Origin of the sequence: Vreelandella halophila, assembly GCF_009856365.1 — a bacterium.
Lineage (GTDB): Bacteria > Pseudomonadota > Gammaproteobacteria > Pseudomonadales > Oleiphilaceae > Halospina > Halospina utahensis_B.
In genome coordinates, this window is record NZ_WMEX01000008.1 from 95,419 (window position 1) to 117,072 (window position 21,654).

20 protein-coding genes are annotated in these 21,654 nt (G+C 63.0%); 6 read left to right on the top strand and 14 right to left on the bottom strand.

The features are described from left to right. Positions 1–6 precede the first annotated feature (6 nt). From GLW01_RS13735 to GLW01_RS13755, 5 genes are all read right to left on the bottom strand, one after another. The gene (locus GLW01_RS13735) at positions 7–915 is read right to left on the bottom strand and encodes a SphA family protein (protein WP_160899406.1); all 909 of its coding nucleotides are present in this window, start codon (positions 913–915) and stop codon (positions 7–9) included. 72 nt (positions 916–987) lie between these two features. Next, positions 988–2,454: an aldehyde dehydrogenase family protein gene (locus GLW01_RS13740; RefSeq protein WP_151439123.1), complete on the bottom strand. Its 1,467-nt coding sequence runs from the start codon at positions 2,452–2,454 to the stop codon at positions 988–990. A gap of 21 nt (positions 2,455–2,475) precedes the next feature. Further along, positions 2,476–4,023, bottom strand: coding sequence for an FAD-binding oxidoreductase (locus tag GLW01_RS13745; protein WP_151439122.1), 1,548 nt, complete (start codon positions 4,021–4,023; stop codon positions 2,476–2,478). 28 nt (positions 4,024–4,051) lie between these two features. After that, positions 4,052–4,591 (bottom strand): twin-arginine translocation signal domain-containing protein, encoded by a 540-nt coding sequence (locus tag GLW01_RS13750; RefSeq protein WP_160899407.1) that lies wholly within the window; start codon positions 4,589–4,591, stop codon positions 4,052–4,054. Positions 4,592–4,595: 4 nt separating this feature from the next. Next, positions 4,596–4,973: a c-type cytochrome gene (locus GLW01_RS13755; RefSeq protein ID WP_202405741.1), complete on the bottom strand. Its 378-nt coding sequence runs from the start codon at positions 4,971–4,973 to the stop codon at positions 4,596–4,598. A gap of 308 nt (positions 4,974–5,281) precedes the next feature. Between GLW01_RS13755 and GLW01_RS13760 the strand changes: the two genes are divergently transcribed. Beyond that, a complete protein-coding gene (locus tag GLW01_RS13760) occupies positions 5,282–6,994 on the top strand; it encodes a sigma-54-dependent Fis family transcriptional regulator (RefSeq protein WP_160899408.1) in 1,713 nt (570 codons plus the stop codon). Here the strand turns inward: GLW01_RS13760 and GLW01_RS13765 are convergent. From GLW01_RS13765 to GLW01_RS13805, 9 genes are all read right to left on the bottom strand, one after another. Then, complete coding sequence (locus tag GLW01_RS13765; RefSeq protein ID WP_160899409.1) at positions 6,989–8,956, bottom strand: FUSC family protein; 1,968 nt, start codon at positions 8,954–8,956, stop codon at positions 6,989–6,991. The two genes, GLW01_RS13760 and GLW01_RS13765, sit on opposite strands and share 6 nt — an antisense overlap. 16 nt (positions 8,957–8,972) lie before the next feature. Further along, complete coding sequence (gene pcaG, locus GLW01_RS13770; RefSeq protein ID WP_151439118.1) at positions 8,973–9,608, bottom strand: protocatechuate 3,4-dioxygenase subunit alpha; 636 nt, start codon at positions 9,606–9,608, stop codon at positions 8,973–8,975. A 13-nt stretch (positions 9,609–9,621) separates the two neighbouring features. Next, on the bottom strand, positions 9,622–10,344 hold the full coding sequence (gene pcaH / locus GLW01_RS13775; RefSeq protein ID WP_425356597.1) for a protocatechuate 3,4-dioxygenase subunit beta: 723 nt from the start codon (positions 10,342–10,344) through the stop codon (positions 9,622–9,624). Positions 10,345–10,384: 40 nt separating this feature from the next. Continuing rightward, positions 10,385–11,569, bottom strand: a complete 1,185-nt coding sequence (locus GLW01_RS13780; protein WP_160899410.1) for an alpha/beta fold hydrolase — start codon at positions 11,567–11,569, stop codon at positions 10,385–10,387. A gap of 12 nt (positions 11,570–11,581) precedes the next feature. Continuing rightward, complete coding sequence (gene pcaF, locus GLW01_RS13785) at positions 11,582–12,784, bottom strand: 3-oxoadipyl-CoA thiolase (RefSeq protein WP_160899411.1); 1,203 nt, start codon at positions 12,782–12,784, stop codon at positions 11,582–11,584. A 9-nt stretch (positions 12,785–12,793) separates the two neighbouring features. Then, a complete protein-coding gene (locus GLW01_RS13790) occupies positions 12,794–13,573 on the bottom strand; it encodes a CoA-transferase subunit beta (protein ID WP_160899412.1) in 780 nt (259 codons plus the stop codon). Further along, positions 13,573–14,403, bottom strand: coding sequence for a CoA transferase subunit A (locus GLW01_RS13795; RefSeq protein WP_160899413.1), 831 nt, complete (start codon positions 14,401–14,403; stop codon positions 13,573–13,575). The genes GLW01_RS13790 and GLW01_RS13795 overlap by 1 nt, the downstream gene beginning before the upstream one ends. 123 nt (positions 14,404–14,526) lie before the next feature. Next, on the bottom strand, positions 14,527–15,861 hold the full coding sequence (locus GLW01_RS13800; RefSeq protein WP_160899414.1) for a class-II fumarase/aspartase family protein: 1,335 nt from the start codon (positions 15,859–15,861) through the stop codon (positions 14,527–14,529). Between the two features lie 85 nt (positions 15,862–15,946). Continuing rightward, a complete protein-coding gene (locus GLW01_RS13805; RefSeq protein ID WP_151439112.1) occupies positions 15,947–16,843 on the bottom strand; it encodes a helix-turn-helix domain-containing protein in 897 nt (298 codons plus the stop codon). Between the two features lie 172 nt (positions 16,844–17,015). Between GLW01_RS13805 and pobA the strand changes: the two genes are divergently transcribed. The 5 genes from pobA (at position 17,016) to GLW01_RS13830 (ending at position 21,653) form a co-directional block, all read left to right on the top strand. Further along, positions 17,016–18,200, top strand: a complete 1,185-nt coding sequence (gene pobA, locus GLW01_RS13810) for a 4-hydroxybenzoate 3-monooxygenase (protein WP_160899415.1) — start codon at positions 17,016–17,018, stop codon at positions 18,198–18,200. Positions 18,201–18,306: 106 nt separating this feature from the next. Continuing rightward, positions 18,307–19,101: an IclR family transcriptional regulator domain-containing protein gene (locus GLW01_RS13815; RefSeq protein ID WP_160899416.1), complete on the top strand. Its 795-nt coding sequence runs from the start codon at positions 18,307–18,309 to the stop codon at positions 19,099–19,101. Between the two features lie 175 nt (positions 19,102–19,276). Further along, positions 19,277–20,065 (top strand): ABC transporter ATP-binding protein, encoded by a 789-nt coding sequence (locus tag GLW01_RS13820; protein ID WP_160899417.1) that lies wholly within the window; start codon positions 19,277–19,279, stop codon positions 20,063–20,065. 112 nt (positions 20,066–20,177) lie between these two features. Continuing rightward, entirely contained in the window at positions 20,178–20,930 is a 753-nt protein-coding gene (locus GLW01_RS13825) for a transporter substrate-binding domain-containing protein (RefSeq protein ID WP_160899418.1), read from the top strand. A gap of 18 nt (positions 20,931–20,948) precedes the next feature. Then, the gene (locus GLW01_RS13830) at positions 20,949–21,653 is read left to right on the top strand and encodes an ABC transporter permease (RefSeq protein WP_160899419.1); all 705 of its coding nucleotides are present in this window, start codon (positions 20,949–20,951) and stop codon (positions 21,651–21,653) included. Position 21,654 lies beyond the last annotated feature (1 nt).

A 21,654-nucleotide genomic window follows, 5' to 3' on the forward strand; every position in this document is an offset into this window, starting at 1 on the left:
CCAGTCTTACAGCGCCTTGGTCAATTGCAGCCTCAGGGTATCACCCTGGCTTTCCAGACCATTTTTCACGCCGCCTGCACTGGCATCGTATTCATGGTAATAGGCGGCCTTCAGGTTCAGCCCCAGGGAACGCCAACCGTAACCAACCTCGGCACCCAAGGCATGCCGCTCGGCCTTCTCCGTAATGGGGGTACCTTCGTCGGACTCCAGCTGCCAGGCGTTGTAGCCCACCAGGCCCAGCTCAACGCCGTTACTGAGACGATGCCCGAAGCCCCACTCAACCAGCCAGCTGTCTCCGGGGGTAACACCGGTATCCTCCTGCTCGCCCTTGGTCTCGTAGCGCGACAGCGCCGAAACATTCCAGCGTTTCGCCTCATCAAAATGCCACATGCCACCCAGGGTGATCATGGTGGTCTGATAGCCCTTGCCGACCGAGGCTGGGTTGTTCTGATCGAAATCAGCGGTATCAAACCACTGCCCGGCCGCGAAGGTGGCGTCCCACTGCTTGCCGTGCCAGCCGAGGATGACAGGCCCGAGGAAGATATCCCCCACCCCGTCATCGTCAAAGGTATTACCGCCGGCCACGTCAAGCTCAAACTCGTTATCCAGCATGGGAATAATCGCCTCCATGCCGTAATCAGCCCCGAGTACATCCACATCCGTCATCCAGATGAACCGGTGGGCAAGCGCCGTGACCGAGCCTGTGTTACTACCGGGCGCGGCATCGCCGGAGGTGGTGTTGAACTCATCAATGTCGTAATGGAACAGGTAACCGCGGTAATACAGCCCCTCGGGTGGTGTAGCGGTCGCGCCCAGCCCCTCGATGCCCAGGGGGTAGTGCCCGTTCAGTGCTGCGGCGGGCATTGCGGTGGTGGCGCCAAGTGCGGCGAGGCAGATTGCTGTAGTCTTTTTCATGGCCTGTTGTCTCTTTTGTTCAGCCTGATGAATCCGGCGCCCGGGAGGCGCCGGTACGTCTCAGAGGAAAATTCAGAACGGATAGTCACGGGGTGTGTGCTGGACGCTGATCCAGTGGTCGGTGGTGAACTCATCAATGGCCCAGTCACCGTTGAAGCGACCCAGCCCGGAGTTCTTCTCGCCACCAAAAGGCACATGGGGCTCGTCGTTGACCGGCATGTCATTGACGTGAGTCATACCCGCCTGGATGCCCTGAGCGAACCGTACGCCGCGCTCAAGGTCACCACTGAATACCGCGCTGGAAAGGCCGTACTCAGTATCATTGGCAAGCTCCAGCGCATGGGCCTCATCACGTGCTTTCTGGATCCCGACCAGGGGACCGAAGATCTCCTCCCGACTGATGTCCATGTCCGGTGTCACGTCACCGAAAACATGCGGTGGCACCAGCTGGCCATGGATCTCGCCATCGAGAAGCACGGTCGCACCCTCCTTCCGGGCGGTGGCGATCTTCTCTTCAAGACCCTCGCGCTGCTTCGGATTGATCACCGGACCCACCGCGGTAGCAATGTCACCGGGATCACCCACCTGCAGCGTTTTCACTTTGGCGACAAACCGCTCGACAAAGTCGTCATAGACGCTCTGGTCGACAATGATGCGGTTGATGGCCATGCAGATCTGGCCCTGGTGAAGGAACTTGCCGGTGACCGCAGCACTGACGGCCTGGTCCACATCCGCATCGTCCAGGACGACGAAGGGGCTGTTGCCGCCCAGTTCCAGCGCCACATTCTTGATGAACTGACCGCCGCTGGCGGCGCGGCCGATGCCCCGGCCCACTTCCGTGGAGCCAGTGAATGAAATCAATCGGGGGACCCGATGCTCAACAAAGGCATCGCCGATTTCGCTGCCGGCACCGACCACCACATTGAACACACCAGCGGGAACGCCGGCTTCCTCAAGGATCTTGCCGATCAACAGCCCACCGGTGACCGGTGTATCACCCGCCGGCTTCACGACCACCGCGTTACCAAGGGCAAGCGCTGGCGCGATTGAACGCTGGGAAAGGTGGAGCGGAAAGTTCCAGGGGCTTATGACGCCCACCACGCCCAGTGGCCCGCGATACACCCGGTTCTCCTTACCGGGAATATCCGATGGCTGGGTGGTCCCGTGGACACGGAACGGCATACCGGCTGCCTCCTGGGTGATGCCACGGGCGGAACTCCACTCGATGGTGGCCTTGAGGCGTGTGCTGCCGGACTCGCGGATCAGCCAGTCAATGATCTCCTCCTGGCGTTCATCAAAGATCTCCACCGCCCGCTTGAGCACGGCGCTGCGTTCGGAGGGGCCGCGCGCAGCCCACTCCACCTGTGCCTTCTCGGCAGCACTGAAGGCTCTATCCAGATCGGCGCGATCAGCCAGCCCGATCGACAGCAGTGTGTCGCCACTGTAAGGGTTGTTTACCTCGACGCTGCGCTGACTGCTGCCCTCAGACCACTCGCCGGCGATGAACTGGCGTTCGAAACCCGTATAGGTATTACTCATCATTACCCTCCTCAGCTGGGGTTACTGCCGGATCCCCGACTTACCAGGCGACAGAATCCCCTTCGGATCCAGTGCGTTCTTCAGCGTTTTGTGTACTTCCCGCAGTGGCTCACCGAAGGTGCCAGCTACTTTCTCCATGAACTCGGTGTTGGTCCGATAGAGGCCGTAGCCGCGCTTGGAGAACTCATCGATGAGCTCAGAGAAGCAGTCATGCGCCCGCTGGGTCTCCTCCGGGTCCTGGCGGTTGTAGAGCAGGTCGATGACGTGGTGCATCTCCCGCCAGCCAACGATGTACTCAGCCACATAGTCAAACCCGTACTTGTCCAGAATCGACAGAGCCAACTGGGTCTGGTCGGCCGTTTCGCTGCCCTTGGCCTGGGACACCGGCGCGAACCACATGGAACCACCGCCACCACGCCAGTTGTAGAGGCCGAACTCTTCCAGGTTCATCTCGCCCTTCATCAACTCTGAGCGGTAACGGAAGCCACCGCCGCGCTGCTCGGCCTCCTCGCCGTACATGATCTTGGCCTTGCCGCTCTTGCCAAAGGCCTGCTCGACAATCTTCCAGTTGACCTCGATCTGCTCCGGTGTGCCGTAGAGCGCGGCATAGACGTTCCACTCACCGATGCCCTCATCCTGCTTGATCGCTTCAAGCGCCTCGCGGGAGATGGAGCCATCACCGGTGTAGTAGTTCTTGCGCTCAACGTGGGTACCCGCATCCCACAGGGTATGTACAATCACCACAGCGTTCGGAATGATCTGGGAGATACGCAGCGGGCGCAGGGTTTCAACGATTTCGTCCAGGTCTTCGAGATCCGGGTACTGGATCACGAACGGCCGGTACGCCGGCGGCTCAGGCATGAGCCAGAGACCCATCTTGGTGACGATGCCGTAGTTGGACTGGGTGAACAGCCCATCGATGTAGGGGCCATAACCCCACTTGAACACCTGCCAGGAGCTGGAGTTCTCGATTCCGCCCATACCGGTGCGGACCTTCTCGCCATTGGCAAGCACCACCTCCATGCCGCACTGGAACATGAAGTGATCACCATAGGGGGTATAGCCCACCCCCCGGTCCAGGGTGTTGCCCACGGGGCCGGCGATCGCTGACGGCGCCGGCGGATCCAGCATCAGGCGGTAGCCCTTCTCCTGGATGTAGTCGTAAAGCTGCTGGTAGGTGACGCCCGGCTCGATCAGGGCGGTGCAGACTTCCGGATCCACATCAATGATCCGGTTCATCCGCTTCATATCAAGAATGACCTGGCCGGTCTCGCCTGGTGCGGCAGAACCATAGCCGAGGTTCTTGCCCGTGCCAATCGTCCAGATGGGAATGGTGTACTCGTTGCAGAGGCGGGCGATTTCCTGCACTTCCTCGGTGGTGCCCGGCATCACGGCCGCTGACGGGATGTAGTCCTCGTCCGCGCCTGCCATCATGATCTTGGTGTAGGGGGCCAGTGCATCGCTTTCGGTCAGGACATTGTCGGCGCCCAGGGCCTCGCGCAGGCCTGCCAGGGCCCTGTCAAAGTCCGCCTCGGATACGCCTTTGGGAAGAATTCGCTGCGTACTCATGGTTCATCTCTCTTTATTGTGATTGGGCTCAGACCCGGACCAGAAAACTCAGTTCGCGGGTACCCGCTGTGCCGGCTTCGCGGAGGTTATGGTCCCGGCGTCCGGATGGCGGGTTCTGCGCCAGGCGGGCGTATTCGCGGCCCAGCGCCGCCTGCCAGCTGCTGTCCGCCTGTGCGAGGCTGTCGACAACGGCCCCGCGCTGGCTCACCAACTGGTGACCGTCCGCGCCGTGACGACCAAGCGCCAGAATCCGACCGCGACCCACCAGCTGGCTGGTCAGCAGAGCCATTCCCGCCTCGTCGGTAAAGCCGGCAGCCAGAGTTCCCCTGGGCAGATCCGCCAGCACCAGCGGGTCAAAGCGCCCCGCTTCCACGGGCCGCCAGCCGGCGCCACGGAGCCCGCGGGCCAGCTCCGAGCTGGAGCGGTCACTGCCAAAAACCCGGATCTCACCGTTGATTGCCAGGCCCTCCGCCATGGCCTGCCCAACCCAGCCAGTGCTCAGTGACACCGGCACGGCGGCTCCCAGTGCAGCACCATTGCGGAGAAGCTGTCTGCGCGTCATGGTCATGGCTCTACTCCCCATCCTGTTGCGCGAACTCACCACGCGCCAGTGCATCGGCAAGCGCCTTCAGCTCCGGATCGCTGATTTCGGACTTGCGGAAGGCGGGCATGGCGGCATTGCCATGGCGCACCATGGTCCGGATAAAGGAGGCGCGCCCTTCCCTTGATGACTTGGGTACCTTCTGGGTGATGACCGGACCGACTCCCATGGCAGGGTCATGGCAGTGAGCACAGACCTGGTCGTAAACCTCGGCCGGCTCGCGCGGCTCGGAAGCCATGGCAGCGGTTACTGAGAACACCGCGGTGAGCGCGGCGCCGCTGATCAGGGCAAGGCGTAGCGGCCTCATCCTGGAAATGGATCGCAGTGGTGCGGTTGTTGTGTTCTTCATAGTGTTGTCACCCGTCATTTCGCCAGGGGCATGTGATCGGCTTGTCCACGCAGTGCGGCACCGGCCTGAACGCTCCGGAAGGCAGGCACTGCGCATCCCCTGAGGGGAATACAACCTCCATGCCACAAAACTGAAACAGTCCGTTGTGCGGTAACTTGGCTATGACCTCACCCTATTATGGTACGCTTTACGAACATATGTTCGTTTTCATGATCAATGATATGATCAACACTTAACGAAATGATCAAATCCCTGTGATCAGCAGCGCCGTGGTAGGCTTTCACACTTCACCAACGCACCGGAGTTCTATGCGTCTCTCATCCTCCGACTATCCCAGTGCCCGGGACCTGATGGATGCCCTGCGCTTTCTTCCCGAGCAGGGCCAGGTCTGGCTGGGCGAGCAGCGCATGCTGGTCATGCCGGTTGCGGCATCCAGTTTCTTCCGTAATGAACTGATCAAGACACTGGGCGTGGAGCGCGCGAAGGGGCTGTTCATGCGCCTCGGCTATTACTCCGGGAGCATGGACGCGGAACTGAGTGAGTCCCTCAGGGGGCAGACACTGAGTCTGGAGGAACAGTTCTTCGCGGGGCCGCAGCTGCATGCGCTCAAGGGGCACGTCAAGGCGGTACCGGTCAACCTCGAGCTGGATCTGGCCAACGACCGTTTCTACAGCGAGTTCATCTGGGAAGGCTCCTTCGAGGCGGATGCCGCGCGCCAGCGGGGCATCCAGGACGAGCCGGCCTGCTGGACACTGCTGGGCTATGCCTCGGGCTACGCCACCCAGCTTCTGGGGCGTGAAGTCCAGTACCGGGAGGTTGCCTGCCGGGCCTGTGGTCACGATGAATGCCACATCGTGGGCCGCCTCGCCGGGGAGTGGTCCGACTACCAGGCATTCGCGGATATGCTGCGCGAAGCCCCTCTGATCGACGAGCTCTATGAACTCCAGGACCGGATCGCGACCCTGGAAAGCAACCTGGCGCGCAGCCATGACCAGGAGAGCTGGGGCCCGATCGGCACCGCTCCAGCCTTCCGTGAGATGCTGTCCATGCTCGACAGTGCGGCACCCTCCGAGGTGCCGGTGCTGCTGCTTGGCGAGACCGGCACCGGCAAGGAGATCCTGGCCCGGCGCCTGCACGACCACAGCCCGCGGGCAGATGGCCCCTTTGTGGCCATGAACTGTGCCGCCATACCGCCGGAGCTGATCGAGTCCGAGCTTTTCGGTGTCGAGAAGGGCGCCTTCACGGGCGCGAACCAGTCACGCATGGGGCGGTTTGAGCGGGCCAACGGTGGCACCCTGTTCCTGGATGAGCTCGCGGAACTCCCACCGCGTGCCCAGGCCGCTCTGCTGCGCACGCTGCAGGAACACCAGATTGAACGGGTGGGCGGCGAGAGCGTGCGCAACGTGAATGTGCGCATTGTTGCGGCCACGCATACCGACCTGCCCGATCGTGTCGCCCAGGGCCAGTTCCGGGAGGACCTGTTCTACCGGCTCAATGCCTTCACCGTCACAGTGCCCCCACTGCGCGAGCGGGTGGACGACATCCTGCCATTGGCACAGCACTTCCTCCAGCAGGCCGAACAGCATTACCAGCGCCGCACCCAGGGATTCTCGGACCAGGCCCGCTCAACCATGCAGCAGTACCACTGGCCCGGTAATGTCCGCGAGTTGAAAAACACCATCGAGCGGGGGGTCATACTCACCGCCGACTCCAAGCACATCACCGAGAAGACCCTGTTCGGAGCCTACCGTGTTCCCACGGTCGAACGGGACCACGCACAGGGACTGGATAACGCCGGCATGCTGACCGGCGGTGACAGCACTGCAACACCCGAGCCAACCGCGGAAGAGCGTATCCAGCCCCTGCTCGACGCCGGCATGACGCTGGAAGAGGTGGAACAGAAACTCATTGAGACCGCGCACGCCGAAGCCAACGGCAACGTTACTGCAGCGGCCCGGCGCCTGGGGATGACCCGGGCAGCCTATGCCTACCGGCTTAAGAAATACGGGATTCGTTCATGAGGCAGGCAACGCCTCCGCCGGGTCCGCCTCACTGACGAAGAAGGCCTGATGGCGCTGGAGCTCCCGTGCCGCGTGGCGCGTCAGCCGGGCCAGCTCCAGGTGCTGGCGCCGCTCCAGCGTATCCGCCAGGCGCTCAAGCGCCCTTGCCGCCTGCCGCGGATGGGTCTGCAGATCCCCTACCCGGCGCAACACCGCCTCCACACGCCTGGCAGTCCCAGGGTCCACATCCGCACTCAGCCGGTACTGCTGCAGTGCCTGAAGAGCCTGCCCCAGGATCAGGGCGGCGAGACTGCCATCCAGGAACTGGTGGGTGGGTAAGCCACGCAGGTGGGCCCAGTACAGCAGGCGCATGACCCGGTGGTAGAAGCGGGCCTGCCAGAAGCGCAATCCCTCCCGGCTGTCCTTACCCGCGAGCGCCACCAGTTCGCGGGTCATCATCCGGTGCAGCTGCTGCTGTCGACGGCGTGCGTCTGTCGGGTAGATCGTGCGGAATGCCAGAAGCGCGAGCAATGGCCCGGCCACAACCGCCAGTGCCTTGGTCAGGGACTCCGCGAAGGTCGCGGTCAGCGGCAGATCCGGCTGGGACAGCAGCAGGAAGATCATCACCACATCCATGGATCCACTCTGGGTCCTGCGATGGGAGAATGGGATCACCGTTAACAGGATGAACGGCAGCATCGACAGAACCAGGACCCACTCGTACCCCGCCAGCGGCCAGACCAGTGCCTGCAGCACTACCGCGCAAGTGCCACCCACCGACTGCCAGGCGAAGATGCGCCGCATGATCCAGGCAGGGTTCTCGAAGGTGGAAAACAGGGTCACCTTGACCGAGGTCCCCAGCATCACATAGGCGCCCGCGGACCACCCCGAGGCAATCCAGCACAGCCCCACAATCAGAAGCACACCGGTGGTGCGCAGCATCACCTGGCGCACATGGATCCAGTCGCGGTGGCGGATGATGTGGCGCCGGTCATTCTCCAGGCGGATCCGGCCAGTATCCCGGAAATACTGGCGCTCCCTGAGCGCATGGGCGAGCCGGCCCAGTGCGTCGGCCAGAGCCGGCGTGGTGTCCGTAGCAAGGTCACTGGCGCGCTGGACCGCCGCCGCCACTTCAGCCGGTGGCGCCCCGCGGTCCATGGCGACCGCCGCCTCACGCACGGCATCCCGGGTCTGCGGACCCGGCAGGCGCGACAGACGACCGCGTCTGAGCCACAGAAGAATCGCGATCAGCGCCGAGAGAATGGCCCGCTGGGAGCGCGCCGAATGCGAGGCTTTCCGGAGGCCGATTGCCACGGTTTCCAGCTTCACCTCAAGGGAGGCGATCCCGACCGCCAGTTTGTTCGGATCCCGGGGTTCGTCGTCATAGATGCCGTCCAGGCGGGCAACGAGCTGATGCAGGACCCCGGAGGTCAGGCGCCGGCCGCGCATGATCAGTTCACTGCTGGAGGCCTTGGGCGTGAACACCAGCCCCACCAGCATGGCCATTACAACGCCGAGCAGAACGGTCAGGAGCCGGTCGATGCCCAGCTCTGTGACACTCATGGAGGCGGACATCCCCAGCAGCGCAACCATTGCGGCCGAATAGCCGGAAAGCAGGGTTGCGTAGGAGAGCAGGCTGTAGAGGGCATTGCCGACGGCGGCGCAGAGGCCCACCCACAGGGAAAGACCCACCACCAGCCAGATCAGGTGATCGCCGGCGGCCATCAGCAGCATCAGCCCCACGCCCGTGCCAATCACCGTTCCGAGCATCCGGTAGAGGCTCTTGGCTATCAGCTGCTGGCGCAGGGGCTGGGAGGCGGCCCATACCGTCATGGCGGACCACTGGGGATGCTCCAGCCCCAGGATCCACGCCAGGGCCAGAGCAAGGCAGGCGGTGAGTGCAGTCTGCAGACCGAACCGCAGACGCTCAACGTCAAATCCCTTGCCGGCAAACCAGTCCGGCAGGCTCCGTGGGCTGGTCATGCTGTATCGGCCACCATCAGAAGTCGAAGAAAACGGTTTCTCCATCACCCTGCAAACGGATATCAAAACGGTAGCGTACCCGATCGCCATCACCCGCTTCCCGCGAGGCGATCAGCGTCTGGCGCCGTGTCGGGGATTCAATCCGGCTCAGGACCGGACAGTGCGCGTTGGCGTCCGTCTCGTCATCGAAGTAGAGGCGCGTCTGCAGGTGCACGTTAACGCCACGCGCGAAGATGGACAGGTTGATGTGCGGTGCCATGGGCTGACCACTGGCATGGGCAACCGGCCCGGGCTTGATGGTCTGGAGGGACCATTCACTGCTGCCCTCAAAGGTGGTCGCCGTGCGCCCAAAGCTGTTGAAGGCGTTGCGCAGATCGAAGAACGGCTGATAGACCCCTTTCGCATCCGCCTGCCAGGCCTCGATCAGCGCATCGCGCACCAGATCGCCATTGCCGTCGATGACGGTGCCCACGACTTCAATCGGCTCGCCTTCAGCCTCCGGCCCGGCCATGCGGTTCCAGATCTCCTCGTCGCGGGCGGGGAGCCCGGCCACGGATGGGGCAAGGCCGATGTGGACATAGGGACCCGCGGTCTGTGAGGCCGTCTCCCGCAGAATCAGCTCGCTGGTGGACTGGGTGTTGGGCTGTTGCATGCGTTTCCCTCCCTCACTGATTCTCAAAATAGGTCTGAAGCCTACCCCGCACCACCAGATCAAACCGGTAGGCCAGGCAGTCCATGGGCTTGCTGTGCGCCATATCCAGGCGTCCGATCATGGTCTCAACCGCGTCCGGATCGTTGACCGTGTTGACGATCGGGCAGCGGGGGATCAGGGGATCGCCCTCGAAGTACATCTGCGTGATCAGCCGGGTCGAAATGGACGGCCCCATTACGGAGACATGGATATGCGCCGGACGCCAGCTGTTGGGATCGTTCGGCCAGGGATAGGGCCCAGGCTTGATGGTGCGGAAGCGGTACCAGCCCTGCTCATCCGTCAGGGTCCGGCCCACACCGCCGAAGTTCGGATCCAGCGGTGCCAGATAGTTGTCATTGCGATGCCGGTAGCGGCCGCCGGCGTTCGCCTGCCACATCTCAACCAGTGTATTGGGTACAGGCTTGCCGAACTGGTCGATCACGCGGCCGAACATGATGATGCGCTCACCCACCGGCAGCGCCTGGCCCTGGGTGAAGTTCAGGAGCAGATCATTGTCGTAGCGGCCCATGCGCAGCCCGCTGAAATCCGGGCCGCCGATCTCGGAAACACTCGGGCTCTGCATACTGACCAGCGACTGCTGGGGAGACCGCGCCACCGAGGTCTTGTACCCGGGTGCGTAGGCCGGCGGGTGCCAGTTGCGGTCGCGCTCCACAAAGCGCGTTTTCTCATCGTGCATTGTCATCATCCTCAAACGTTGTGTCTGACGGTCTCCGGGATCACTCGCCCCAGCCCAGTTCCTTCGCCATGGCAAAGGCATGATTGGCCGCGGGCACCCCACCGTAGACCGCTACATGCATCAGAACCTGGCGCATTTCCGCCTCGGTGATGCCGATGCGTTTCGCGGTCTTCAGATGCAGCTCCAGCTCCTCACGCCCCAGGGCGGCCAGGATGCCGGTGGTGATCAGGCTGCGCTCTCGGCGCCCAAGATCCTCATTGCCCCACAGCTCGCCCCAGGCAAGGCGGGTGATCATCTGCTGGAAGGGGGCATCGAGACTGTTCATGTTCTGGGTGGAGCGGGCCACGTGCTCCTCACCCAGTACCTGCTTGCGGGTTTCCAGGCCGGTGGCGTAGTCAACGCCGTTCGCGCCCACATCCCCACGCTCGACCGCCAGAACCTTCACCAGCTTCTCTGCGAAGAGCCGGGGAACCTCGACGGAAGGCACGTGCCCGACGCCTTGCAGGATCTCCAGGGGAGCCCCATTAAGCTCACCCGCGAGGGTTTCCAGGGTCGCGGAGGGCGTTGCCTGATCTTCGGTACCCCCGAAAAGGCAGACCTTCGGTGCCGCGGCATCGGAAGCCACGCCCTTGAACTGCCCCATGAACGAGGCACGCCCCAGCAGCTCGCAGAGCTGGGCGTAGGATTCATCGTCGCCACGCCCCATCTGGACACACCACCCCGCTTCCAGTCCGGGTTCCGCCTCAAACGCCGATGGCGCGAACCAGCGGGGCACGATGTCAGCGGCCGCCGTGGCCAGACCCTCGGTGCGCACCCGCTGGGCGCGCGTGTTCCAGAGTTCAGCATTACCGATGACCGCACCGGTGTTGGTCAGAGTGGCGGAAAGAAGCCGGTCACTGTGGGCGGCGATCAGCTGCTGACCCACCACGCCCCCGATGGAGGTGCCCACGAAATGGAAACGGCCAGCACCTGCATGATCCACCAGCGCCAGTGCCTCGGCGGCCAGATCCTCCGGGCTCACCCGGTCGCCACCCACGGCCTCGCTGGCGCCATGGCCCGGCAGATCCCAGGTCAGCACCCGGTAACGGGGCAGAAGCGCCGGCAGGATGTCGTCCCAGACGGCCTGGGTCATGCCCAGGGGATGGGCCAGCACCACCAGTGGATTCGCCTCGGCGCCCAGGAGGCGGTAGGCCACGCTGCGGCCATTGTGAGAAAGAAACGCCATGGAAGCCTCCGTTTATGCCCGCTCAATCAGTGTCGCGATCCCCTGCCCAACGCCAATGCACATGGTGCACAGTGCGTAGCGCTTGCCGGTGTTCTGCAGTTCATGCATGGCGGTCACCAGCAGGCGGGTGCCGGACATCCCCAGTGGATGACCCAGGGCGATGGCGCCACCATTCGGGTTGACCCTGGGGTCGTCGTCCGCCAGGCCGAGATCGCGCATGCACGCCAGCGACTGGGAAGCGAACGCCTCATTGAGCTCGATGACCTCGATGTCATCCAGGCTCATGCCGGTGCGCGCCAGCAGCTTCTTCACCGCCGGTACCGGCCCATAGCCCATGATGCGCGGTTCGACCCCGGCTGTCGCCATGCCGATGACCCGGGCCATGGGTTTGAGACCGTGTGTATTAACGGCCTGCTCACCGGCGACCAGCATCGCGCCGGCACCGTCATTCACGCCGGAGGCATTACCGGCGGTCACGGTCCCACCCTCACGGAAGGGGGTGGGCAGGGTCGCCAGCTTCTCCAGGCTGGTTTCGCGCAGGTGTTCGTCCTGATCAAAGATCAGCGGGTCCTGCTTGCGACGGGGCACCTCGATGGGGGTGATCTCCTGCCCCAGCCGCCCTGACTGCTGGGCGCTGGCGGCCTTCTGCTGGGAGCGCAGGGCAAAGGCGTCCTGATCCTCCCGGGCGATGCCGAATTCCTCGGCTACGTTCTCGGCCGTCTCGGGCATGGAGTCGATGCCGAAGTCGCGCTTCATGACCGGATTGACGAAGCGCCAGCCGATGGTTGTGTCCTCGATCTGCTGCCCGCGCGCAAATGCGCTTTCGGCCTTGCCCATCACATAGGGCGCGCGGGACATGGACTCCACGCCACCAGCCAGTGCCACGCCCATTTCGCCGGCGCGGATGGCGCGGAAGGCGGTGCCCACGGAATCCATACCGGACCCGCAGAGGCGGTTCATGGTTGTTCCGGGTACGGATGTCGGCAGGCCGGCCAGCAGCGACGCCATGCGCGCCACATTACGGTTATCCTCGCCCGCCTGGTTGGAGCAGCCCATGAAGACATCATCGATAGCCGCGGGCTCGAGCCCGGGCGCCTGCTCCAGCACAGCCCTGAAAATAGTGGCGGCAACATCATCCGGGCGCACACTCGCCAGGGTCCCGCCGAAACGACCGACCGCCGTGCGGCGCGGATGACACAGATAAACATTTTCCATGATGCCTCCCTATTCCTGCTGACCGGAGTGGGCCCGTTCCGTACGCGCCTTGAGCTCGCGCAGGATCGACAGTTCATTCTCATCGGGCACCGGCGTGGTTTCCAGCTGCTCCGCGAACCGGATCTCCCAGCCGGTGGCCTCAACGACGTCCTCCCGGGTCACGCCGGGGTGCAGAGACACCACTACCAGCTCCCGGGTCTCTGCGTCCGGCTTCATCACGCACAGGTCCGTGATCACACGGCTCGGGCCACGGCCGATGTTCGGGACACCGTCGCGCGCCTTGCCGTCACGACCAAAGCCAACCGTGGTGATGAAATCCACGTCCTTCACCAACGCCCGCTTCGAGTGCTTGAGGGTGATGAAGACCTCCCCGGCACTGGTTGCGATCTCCGGGGCACCACCGCCGCCCGGAAGGCGAACCTTGGGTTCCCTGTAGTCGCCGATCAGCGTGGTGTTGAGGTTGGCGAAGCGATCAATCTGTGCCGTGCCCAGGAAGCCCACATCGACCTTGCCGCCCTGGAGCCAGTACCGGAACATCTCCGGAACCGCCACCGTGGTCAGCGCGGAATCACTGAGCTCGCCGTCGCCGATCGACAAGGGCAGGATGTCGGGTTTTGTCTGCAGGGTGCCGGATTCGTAGATCAGCACCACGTCCGGGGCATGGGTCAGCCGGGCCAGATTGGCCGCCTCTGAAGGGAGACCAATGCCGACAAAGCAGGTTGTGCCGTTCTCCAGCGCGCGGGCCGCCGTTACCGTCATCATTTCAGAGTTGGTGTACTCGGAACCCATCAGACTTGACCTCCCGCGCTTTCGGCGCTGTTCAGCACATGATCATTGAGCCACTGGGTGAAGGTGTCACGGTCGCGGGCGATTTCATCCCACTTCTTGTAGAAGCGGTTATCGCGCTCGTAATAGCCGTGAGTGTAAGAGGGCAGCGCCCCCTTCTCCGCAACCGCAATGGCATCGATGGCCCAGCTGGGGAGCACGCATGCATTCGGGTGTGTATCCAGCTCATCGACGATCTCCTCAACCGTGATGATGCTCTGACTCGCCGCCAGCACCGCCTCCTTCTGGACCCCGACAATGCCTTCGATGAGGACATTGCCGTGACGGTCCGCCTTCTGGGCATGAACGATGGAAGTATCCGGACGGACGGAGGGCACGGCAGCCAGCCGCTCACCGGTGAACGGGCACTCGATGAACCGGATCTGCTCGTTCACGCTCGGCAGTTCACTGCCAATGTAACCGCGCAACACCGCCATCGGCAGACCGGCCGCGCCAGCTTCAAAGGCACAGGCCATGGCGGCGTGGCTGTGTTCCAGAATCTCAACCGGATGCGGCCAGCCCTTTTCCACGGCATCGCGCAGGCGATGCAGTGAGCCGACCCCGGGGTTGCCGCCCCAGGAAAAGATCACTTTCCGGGCGCAGCCGGCGCCAATGAGCTGATCATAGATCAGGTCCGGCGTCATCCGGATCAGGGTAAGGTCCCGCTTTTTCTGCCGGATGACCTCATGGCCCGCGGCGAAGGGGATCAGGTGGGTGAAGCCTTCCATGGCCACGGTGGAACCGTCCTGAACGTAGCGCGCCACCGCGTCATGAAGGCTGAGAAACTCGGCCATGGTGGATGCCTCTTCTGACTTGTTGGGACTCGCAGACTATAAGTTCGCTCAACGAACATATATTCTTTATACGAACAAATTACTCCCGAACACCCTGCCAAGTCAAATGGCCGAAAAAGACCCTCAGCGCGCTGGAGCCGTGAGCCACTGCCTGGCCCGCTCAATCTGGGCGCTGCTGCTCCCGGTATAGGCTGCGGGATCACAGGCGGTGTGCAGTTCCTCTGCGGGCACTTGGCCCGCAACACGGGGATGCGCCGCAAGGACCTCCGCATAGGGACGCGACTCCCTGCGGGCGGTTTCCGCGGCCTCGGCGCTCACGGCCCTGGCCGCCTCCGCGCCCAGAGCGGGGGTAAGCAGGCGGGCAACCGGTTCAGCCATGATGCCGCCCCCGGTCACCGCAAGGTTGCGCCGCATGGCCTCCGGGTGAACCTCCAGGCCTTCCAGAAGCGGCACCAGCTGCTCCAGGGCACCCTCCACAAGCAGAGCGCTTTCCATCAACGGCGCCCACTCCGCGTGCCACTCACCGAGCCCCCGCTCGAGCGGCTGGGCTGCGGCGTTCATCAGGGTGCCGGCGTGGCCATGGACCTGACGCGCGGCACTGCGGATCAGGGCGCTGCGTACCGGGTTACGCTTGTGCGGCATGGAGGAGGACTCCCCCATGCCTGGGGCGGCCGGTTCCGCGACCTCACCAATCTCGGTCTGGGTGAGAAGCGCCACATCAAGCGCCACCTTCTCGGCCGCACCGGCAACGGCGTCCAGAGCGGTGCCCAGCGCGTGGATGGGGTAACGATCGGTATGCCAGGGCATCACCGAAGCGCTCAACCCAAGCTGTCGGGCCATGGCATCCATCAAACCAAGCCCTGTGCTGTCCCAGCCTGAATGCACACCGACCGCACCTCCGAACTGCACCGGCAGTTCAACAGCCATCAGCCGGCGACGGCACTGCTCCAGCCCGACGGCCCAATGGGCCACTTTCACACCAAAGGTGATCGGCAGTGCCTGCTGCATCAGGGTACGGCCGACCATGGGGGTTGCCGCGTGCCGTTCCATCAACGTCAGAGCCGCACTGCCGCAGCGCTGCAGCAGCCCGTCCACCGCCCTTAGCCGGGGCACCATCAGGCGCATCAGCGCGCTGTCCACCAGGTCCTGGCTTGTAGCGCCCTGGTGCCAGTAGCACCTGAGCTCCTGTGGCAGAAGCGCCCGGCCCTGCTTCACAAACGGGATGGCCGCATTGCCGCCATTGAGGGTTTCCCGGGCAATACCGGCAAGATCGAAATCCGCCCCTTCCAGATGTTCCCTGAGCTGGTCCGCCACGCCGACGGGAAACGCACCCGCGTCCTCCTGGGCACGGGTCAGCGCCAGCTCCACTTCCAGCATGGCCGTGACCACGGCCTGATCATCACACTCACTGAGCGCGCTCTGCCCCATGAAGGGGTGTTTCAGGAAAGACGCCGTCATTGCAAACCTCCCGGGCGGCGGATGTGTCTGGACAGACTTATAGCGTACATTTGTTCGGATTGCGGATGCCATCCCCCGGCAGGAATCAGGCTGGCAGCGAACGCTGACGCTGACGGAAATCACGGGGCGCATACCCGGTCAGGCGCTTGAAGAAACGGGTAAAATACGCAGGCTCCGAGAACCCCAGGCTCTCAGCGACCTGCCCGATGCCCATGTTGGTGTAGGTGAGCTGGCGCTTGGCCTCCAGCAGCAGTCGCTCATGCAGGAGCTCCAGGGCACTGCGCCCCACCAGCCGCCGGCACAGCAGGTTCAGGTGCGCCCCGGTCAGCCCCAGTTGGCCCGCAAAAGCCTCCACGCTTGGCTGTTGCCGGAACTGGCCCTCGATCAGCGCCTGGTAGTTGTGAATGTGTTCCTCGGCGCGATCCGATGGCCCGGAATGGACCGATCCCCGCGGCGCCTGTGTCTCCATCAGGCGGCAGGCCTCCACGGTCAGCGCTGACGCCAACGACTCCAGAATCAGTTCCCTGCCCTGTGCTGGCTGGAGGTACTCTTCGCGCAGCTGGCGGAACAGCGCCGCAATACGCCCTCCCTGAACAGTACCTCCGGCCGGGTAAGCCCCCCGGCGCAGCAGCACCCGGGCCACGGATCCCAGGCGTGACTCAAGCTGTTCCACCATGGGTTGGGCCAGCGTCAGGATTGCCCCATCGGTATCCGGCGAGAAGTGGAACCCATGGATACTCATGGCCGGAACCACAATCAGCAGCGGTGCCACCTGTTCCCGACTCTCACCTTCCATTTCCAGCGTGAGTCTGCCCGCCGAGACATACAGCAGATGCACCAGGTCGGTATGACGGTGCGGGTGGATATGCCAGTCGTGCAGCTGACTGCGCTCCGGGATGGACTCGCAGTGGAGAAGATCCGGCGTGGGCCAGTGATGGGTTTCTCCATAGAGTTTGAAAACGGGAACGCTGGCGCCGGCCATGGGACCTCCGTCTGAGCCATCCGGAGCAGGAAACGCCCCAGATATTGGAAATGTCCAAAATCCCATTGGGATTGTGCCTTAAATTATCGATCGTTTTCATTGAAAAATACAATACGCATAACGAACAGATGTCCGTTACTTCGATCAACCGGGACACAACGGAGCAAACACCATGAAAACCCAGGTCGCCATCATCGGTGCAGGGCCCTCGGGGCTGCTGCTTGGCCAGCTTCTGACCCGCCAGGGCATCGACAACGTCATCGTCGAGCGCAAATCCGGCGACTACGTGCTCAGTCGGATCCGGGCCGGCGTTCTGGAACAGGGCATGGTGGACCTGCTGCGGGAGGCGGGGGTCCACGAGCGCATGGACCGCGAGGGTCTGCCCCACAGCGGCGTGGAGCTGGCCTTTGACAATCGCCGCGTGCGGGTTGATCTGGCGGGACTGACCGGAGGCAGCACGGTCATGGTCTATGGCCAGACCGAGATCACCCGGGATCTGATGGAGGGCCGGGAGGCCACCGGGGGTCGCAGTATCTATGAGGCAACGAATGTCCAGCCCCATGATCTGGAAACCGATCATCCCTACCTGACCTTCGACAAGGATGGCGAGACCCACCGCCTGGACTGCGACTACGTGGCCGGCTGTGACGGCTTCCATGGCGTCTCCCGCAAATCCATCCCGCAGGACCGGCTGAAGGAGTTCGAACGGGTCTACCCCTTCGGCTGGCTGGGCCTGCTGGCGGATACGCCCCCGTTGACGGAGGAACTCATCTACGCCCAGCACGAGCGCGGTTTTGCGCTGTGCAGCATGCGCTCTGAAACCCGCAGCCGCTACTACCTCCAGGTGCCCTCAAACGAAAAGGTTGAGGACTGGTCGGACGAACGCTTCTGGGAAGAGCTCAAGCGCCGGATCCCGAGCGATGTGGCAGCCAACCTGGTCACCGGGCCCTCGCTGGAGAAGAGCATCGCGCCGCTGAAGAGTTTCGTTGCCGAGCCGATGCAGCACGGCCGGCTGTTCCTGGCCGGGGATGCAGCGCACATCGTACCCCCGACCGGCGCCAAGGGGCTCAACCTGGCCGCCAGTGATGTGAACACCCTGTACCGCCTGATGGTGAAGGTATATCACGAGGGCCGGACGGACCTGATCCCGAACTACTCCCCCACCTGCCTCAAGCGCGTCTGGAAGGCGGAGCGGTTCTCCTGGTGGATGACCAGCATGCTCCACCGCTTCACGGAGGAGGAGGATTTCGCCACGCGTATGCAGCAGGCAGAGATCGACTACGTCACCAGTTCCGAAGCAGGGCTGAAGACCATCGCGGAGAACTACGTGGGACTGCCCTACGAGTCACTGGAGTAACCAGCGCGGGGGTTCGTATGGCACAACCATTTGTTCGCCATACGAACATTGTGCTACCATCCGCTGTTCCTGATGATCAACCTGCACAGACAGCGACTGGAGACCCATGCCTGATACTTCACCGGACGACGTTATCAAGCCCGAGAACCGCGATTACGTAACGGCGCTGGCCAGCGGCCTGGATGTGATCATGGCCTTTGATGACGCGCATCCGCGCATGACACTGAGCGAAGTGGCGGAGCGCACCGGCATGAACCGCGCCAAGGCCCGGCGCTTTCTGCTGACGCTGCACTCGCTGGGCTACGTGCGCAAGACCCAGCGCTACTTTGAGCTCACGCCCCGGGTCCTGCAGCTGGGCTACTCCTATCTGGCTTCCAACAGCTACCGCAACGTCATCCAGAAGTATCTCGAGGAGATCACGGACCAGTGCGGTGAATCATCGTCCCTTGGCGTACTGGATGGCGATGGCGTCATCTACGTGGCCCGCTCCTCCGCACCGCACCGGCTGATGGCCATCACGCTTTCGGTGGGTACGCGCCTGCCCGCGGCCTACACCTCCATGGGGCGTGCCCTGCTGGCCCAACTCCCGGAGCCGGAGCTCGATGCCTATCTCGAACGGATCACTCTGGAGCCCCACACGGCGAAAACCATCACGGACAAAGGGGAGCTCAAAGCCTGTATCGAATCGGTGCGGCGTCACGGTTACGCCATCACCGATCAGGAACTGGACTCCGGACTGCGCTCCCTGGCCGTACCCGCGTTCGACGCCAATGGCCGTCTCCTGGGCGCCATCAACATCAGCACCAACGCAGCGCGGGTGGATATGGAGACACTCACCAGCGAGTACCTGACGCTGCTCCGGGACAAGGCTAAGGCGATCCAGTCGTCCATCTCCTCATAACGGAGCGCCTGCCATAGGCTCCACCTGAAGGTCCGTCAGTCGCCATCTGTCAATCCACCATACTCACGCTCAGAGTCATGATGGCTTCCCGGCTCCCGTTACTTCGCCAATGCACTATTGATTTTTGCCGTCACAGTCCGTAAAAAGCGCCTACCACAAACTCAGGAGCCTCCCCATGGCCGATGACAGTGCGCCTCTCGTCTGCCGCAATATCCACAAGTCTTTCGGGGACACGCCGGTTCTTCAGGGACTGGACCTGGAGGCGCGCAAAGGCGACGTCGTGTCCATGATCGGTAGCTCCGGCTCCGGCAAGAGCACCTTCCTGCGCTGCCTCAACCTGCTGGAAACGCCGACGTCCGGTGAGGTGATCGTCCACGGGGAGCCCATCCAGTTCAGACAGAACCGCAAGGGGGTCCGCGTTCCGGCGGATCAGGGCCAGGTGGAGCGGATCCGCGCCCGGCTCTCCATGGTGTTCCAGAACTTCAATCTCTGGTCCCACATGACGGTGCTGGAAAACATCATCGAGGCGCCGGTCCACGTCCTGAAGGTGCCGAAGAAAGAAGCCATCGAACGCGCGGAAGCCTATCTCGACAAAGTCGGCATCCGTGAACGCAAGGACTACTACCCGGCCCAGATATCAGGCGGGCAGCAGCAGCGTGCCGCTATCGCCCGCGCACTGGCCATGGAGCCGGAAGTCATGCTGTTCGATGAACCCACATCCGCGCTGGACCCGGAGCTGGTGGGTGACGTGCTCAGGGTCATGCAGAAGCTGGCAGAGGAAGGCCGCACCATGATCGTGGTCACCCACGAAATGGCCTTTGCCCGGGATGTTTGCAGCCAGGTCATGTTCCTGCATCAGGGCCGGATCGAGGAACAGGGTTCCCCTGAGCAGGTCTTCAACAACCCGTCCTCCGAACGCGTCAAACAGTTCCTGGCACCGAACTTCCAGAGATCGACGTTGTGATGTTTCCCGGGCTGGCCTGATCCTTGCTATCCTGTGCGCTTTTCAAACGATCACTGCTGCAGTGATACCCGTTCACCCAACGCCTCAACAACACAAGCACGGAGTCACCACCATGAAACAAATCCTGATCGCCGCAGGCTGTATCCTTGCCATGGTGACCGGCCTGGCACAGGCACAGGAGCGCCCGCTCCGCATCGCGTTTGACGTCCCCTACGAACCCTTTGAATACAGGACGCCGGATGGCGAGCTGACCGGCTTCGAGGTGGAGCTGGCGGAAGCCATGTGTGAGGAGATGAACCGTGAGTGTGATTTCGTGGTTCAGGCCTGGGACGGCATGATTCCCGGCCTCATGGCGCGCAAGTACGACGCCATCATGTCCTCCATGTCCATCACCGAGCAGCGCGCCAAGCGCGTACTGTTTTCGGATCCCTATTACCGGACACCCGGCGGCTGGTTCGGGAAGAAGGACACCAACGTGGACGTGAGCGATCGCTCGGCGATGGAAGGCATGGTTGTCGGTGTCCAGCGTGGCACCACCATGGACAATTACGTGACTGAGAATCTGGGCGGCATTGTTGAGGTCAAGCGCTATACCACCGCCGATGATATGGCGCTGGATCTTGAGAGCGACCGGCTTGATCTGGTGTTCGTGGATTACCCGGTGGGCGAGGAATACTTCCTGACCCGGGACAACTTCAAGGAAATCGGCGAACCGGTCAAGCTTGGCAAGGGCGTGGCGGTGGCCATGCGCAAGCGTGACAAGGCGCTGGCGAAAGAAATCAATAAGGCGCTTGAGACGCTGAAAAACGATGGTACCTATGACGCCATCATGAACCGCTATTTCGATTACAGCATCAAGATGTAGTCACGGATGGCCATATCCATGCTTGATTTCCACGGCTATGGCCCGGAGCTGCTCCGCGGTGCCATCGTCACCACGGAGCTCGCCTTCGCCGCCCTGGCGCTGGCCCTCGCCATCGGGCTGCTCGGAGCCTCCGCCAAGCTCTCGGGCAGCCGGTCAGCAAGGGGCGTCGCTACCTTCTACACCACGGTAATCCGCGGCATTCCGGATCTGGTGATGATGATGCTGTTCTACTACGGCGGCCAGGTTCTGATGAACCAGCTGTCGGACTACCTCTACTACAACCACGGGATCGACTTCTTCGTTCAGTTTGATCCCTTCATGTCCGGGGTCCTGACCATAGGGCTGATCTTCGGTGCCTACATGACGGAGACATTCCGCGGAGCCTTCCTGGCCGTCCCGACCGGTCAGATCGAGGCGGGGCGGGCCTATGGCATGAACCGCCTCCAGGTTTTCTGCCGGATCATGTTCCCCCAGATGCTGCGCCATGCCCTGCCCGGCATCGGCAACAACTGGCAGGTACTGCTCAAGACCACGGCCCTGGTCTCGGTCATTGGTCTGTCGGACATGGTCCGCATCGCCGAACAGGCCAGCAAGGCGGAGCACGCCCCGTTCAAGTTCTTCATTCCGGTCGCCGTGATGTACCTGTCCCTGACGGCCATCACCGAGCTGGCCATCAAGTGGCTGAACCGGCGCGCCAATGCCGGCGTCGTGGGAGGCATCTGAG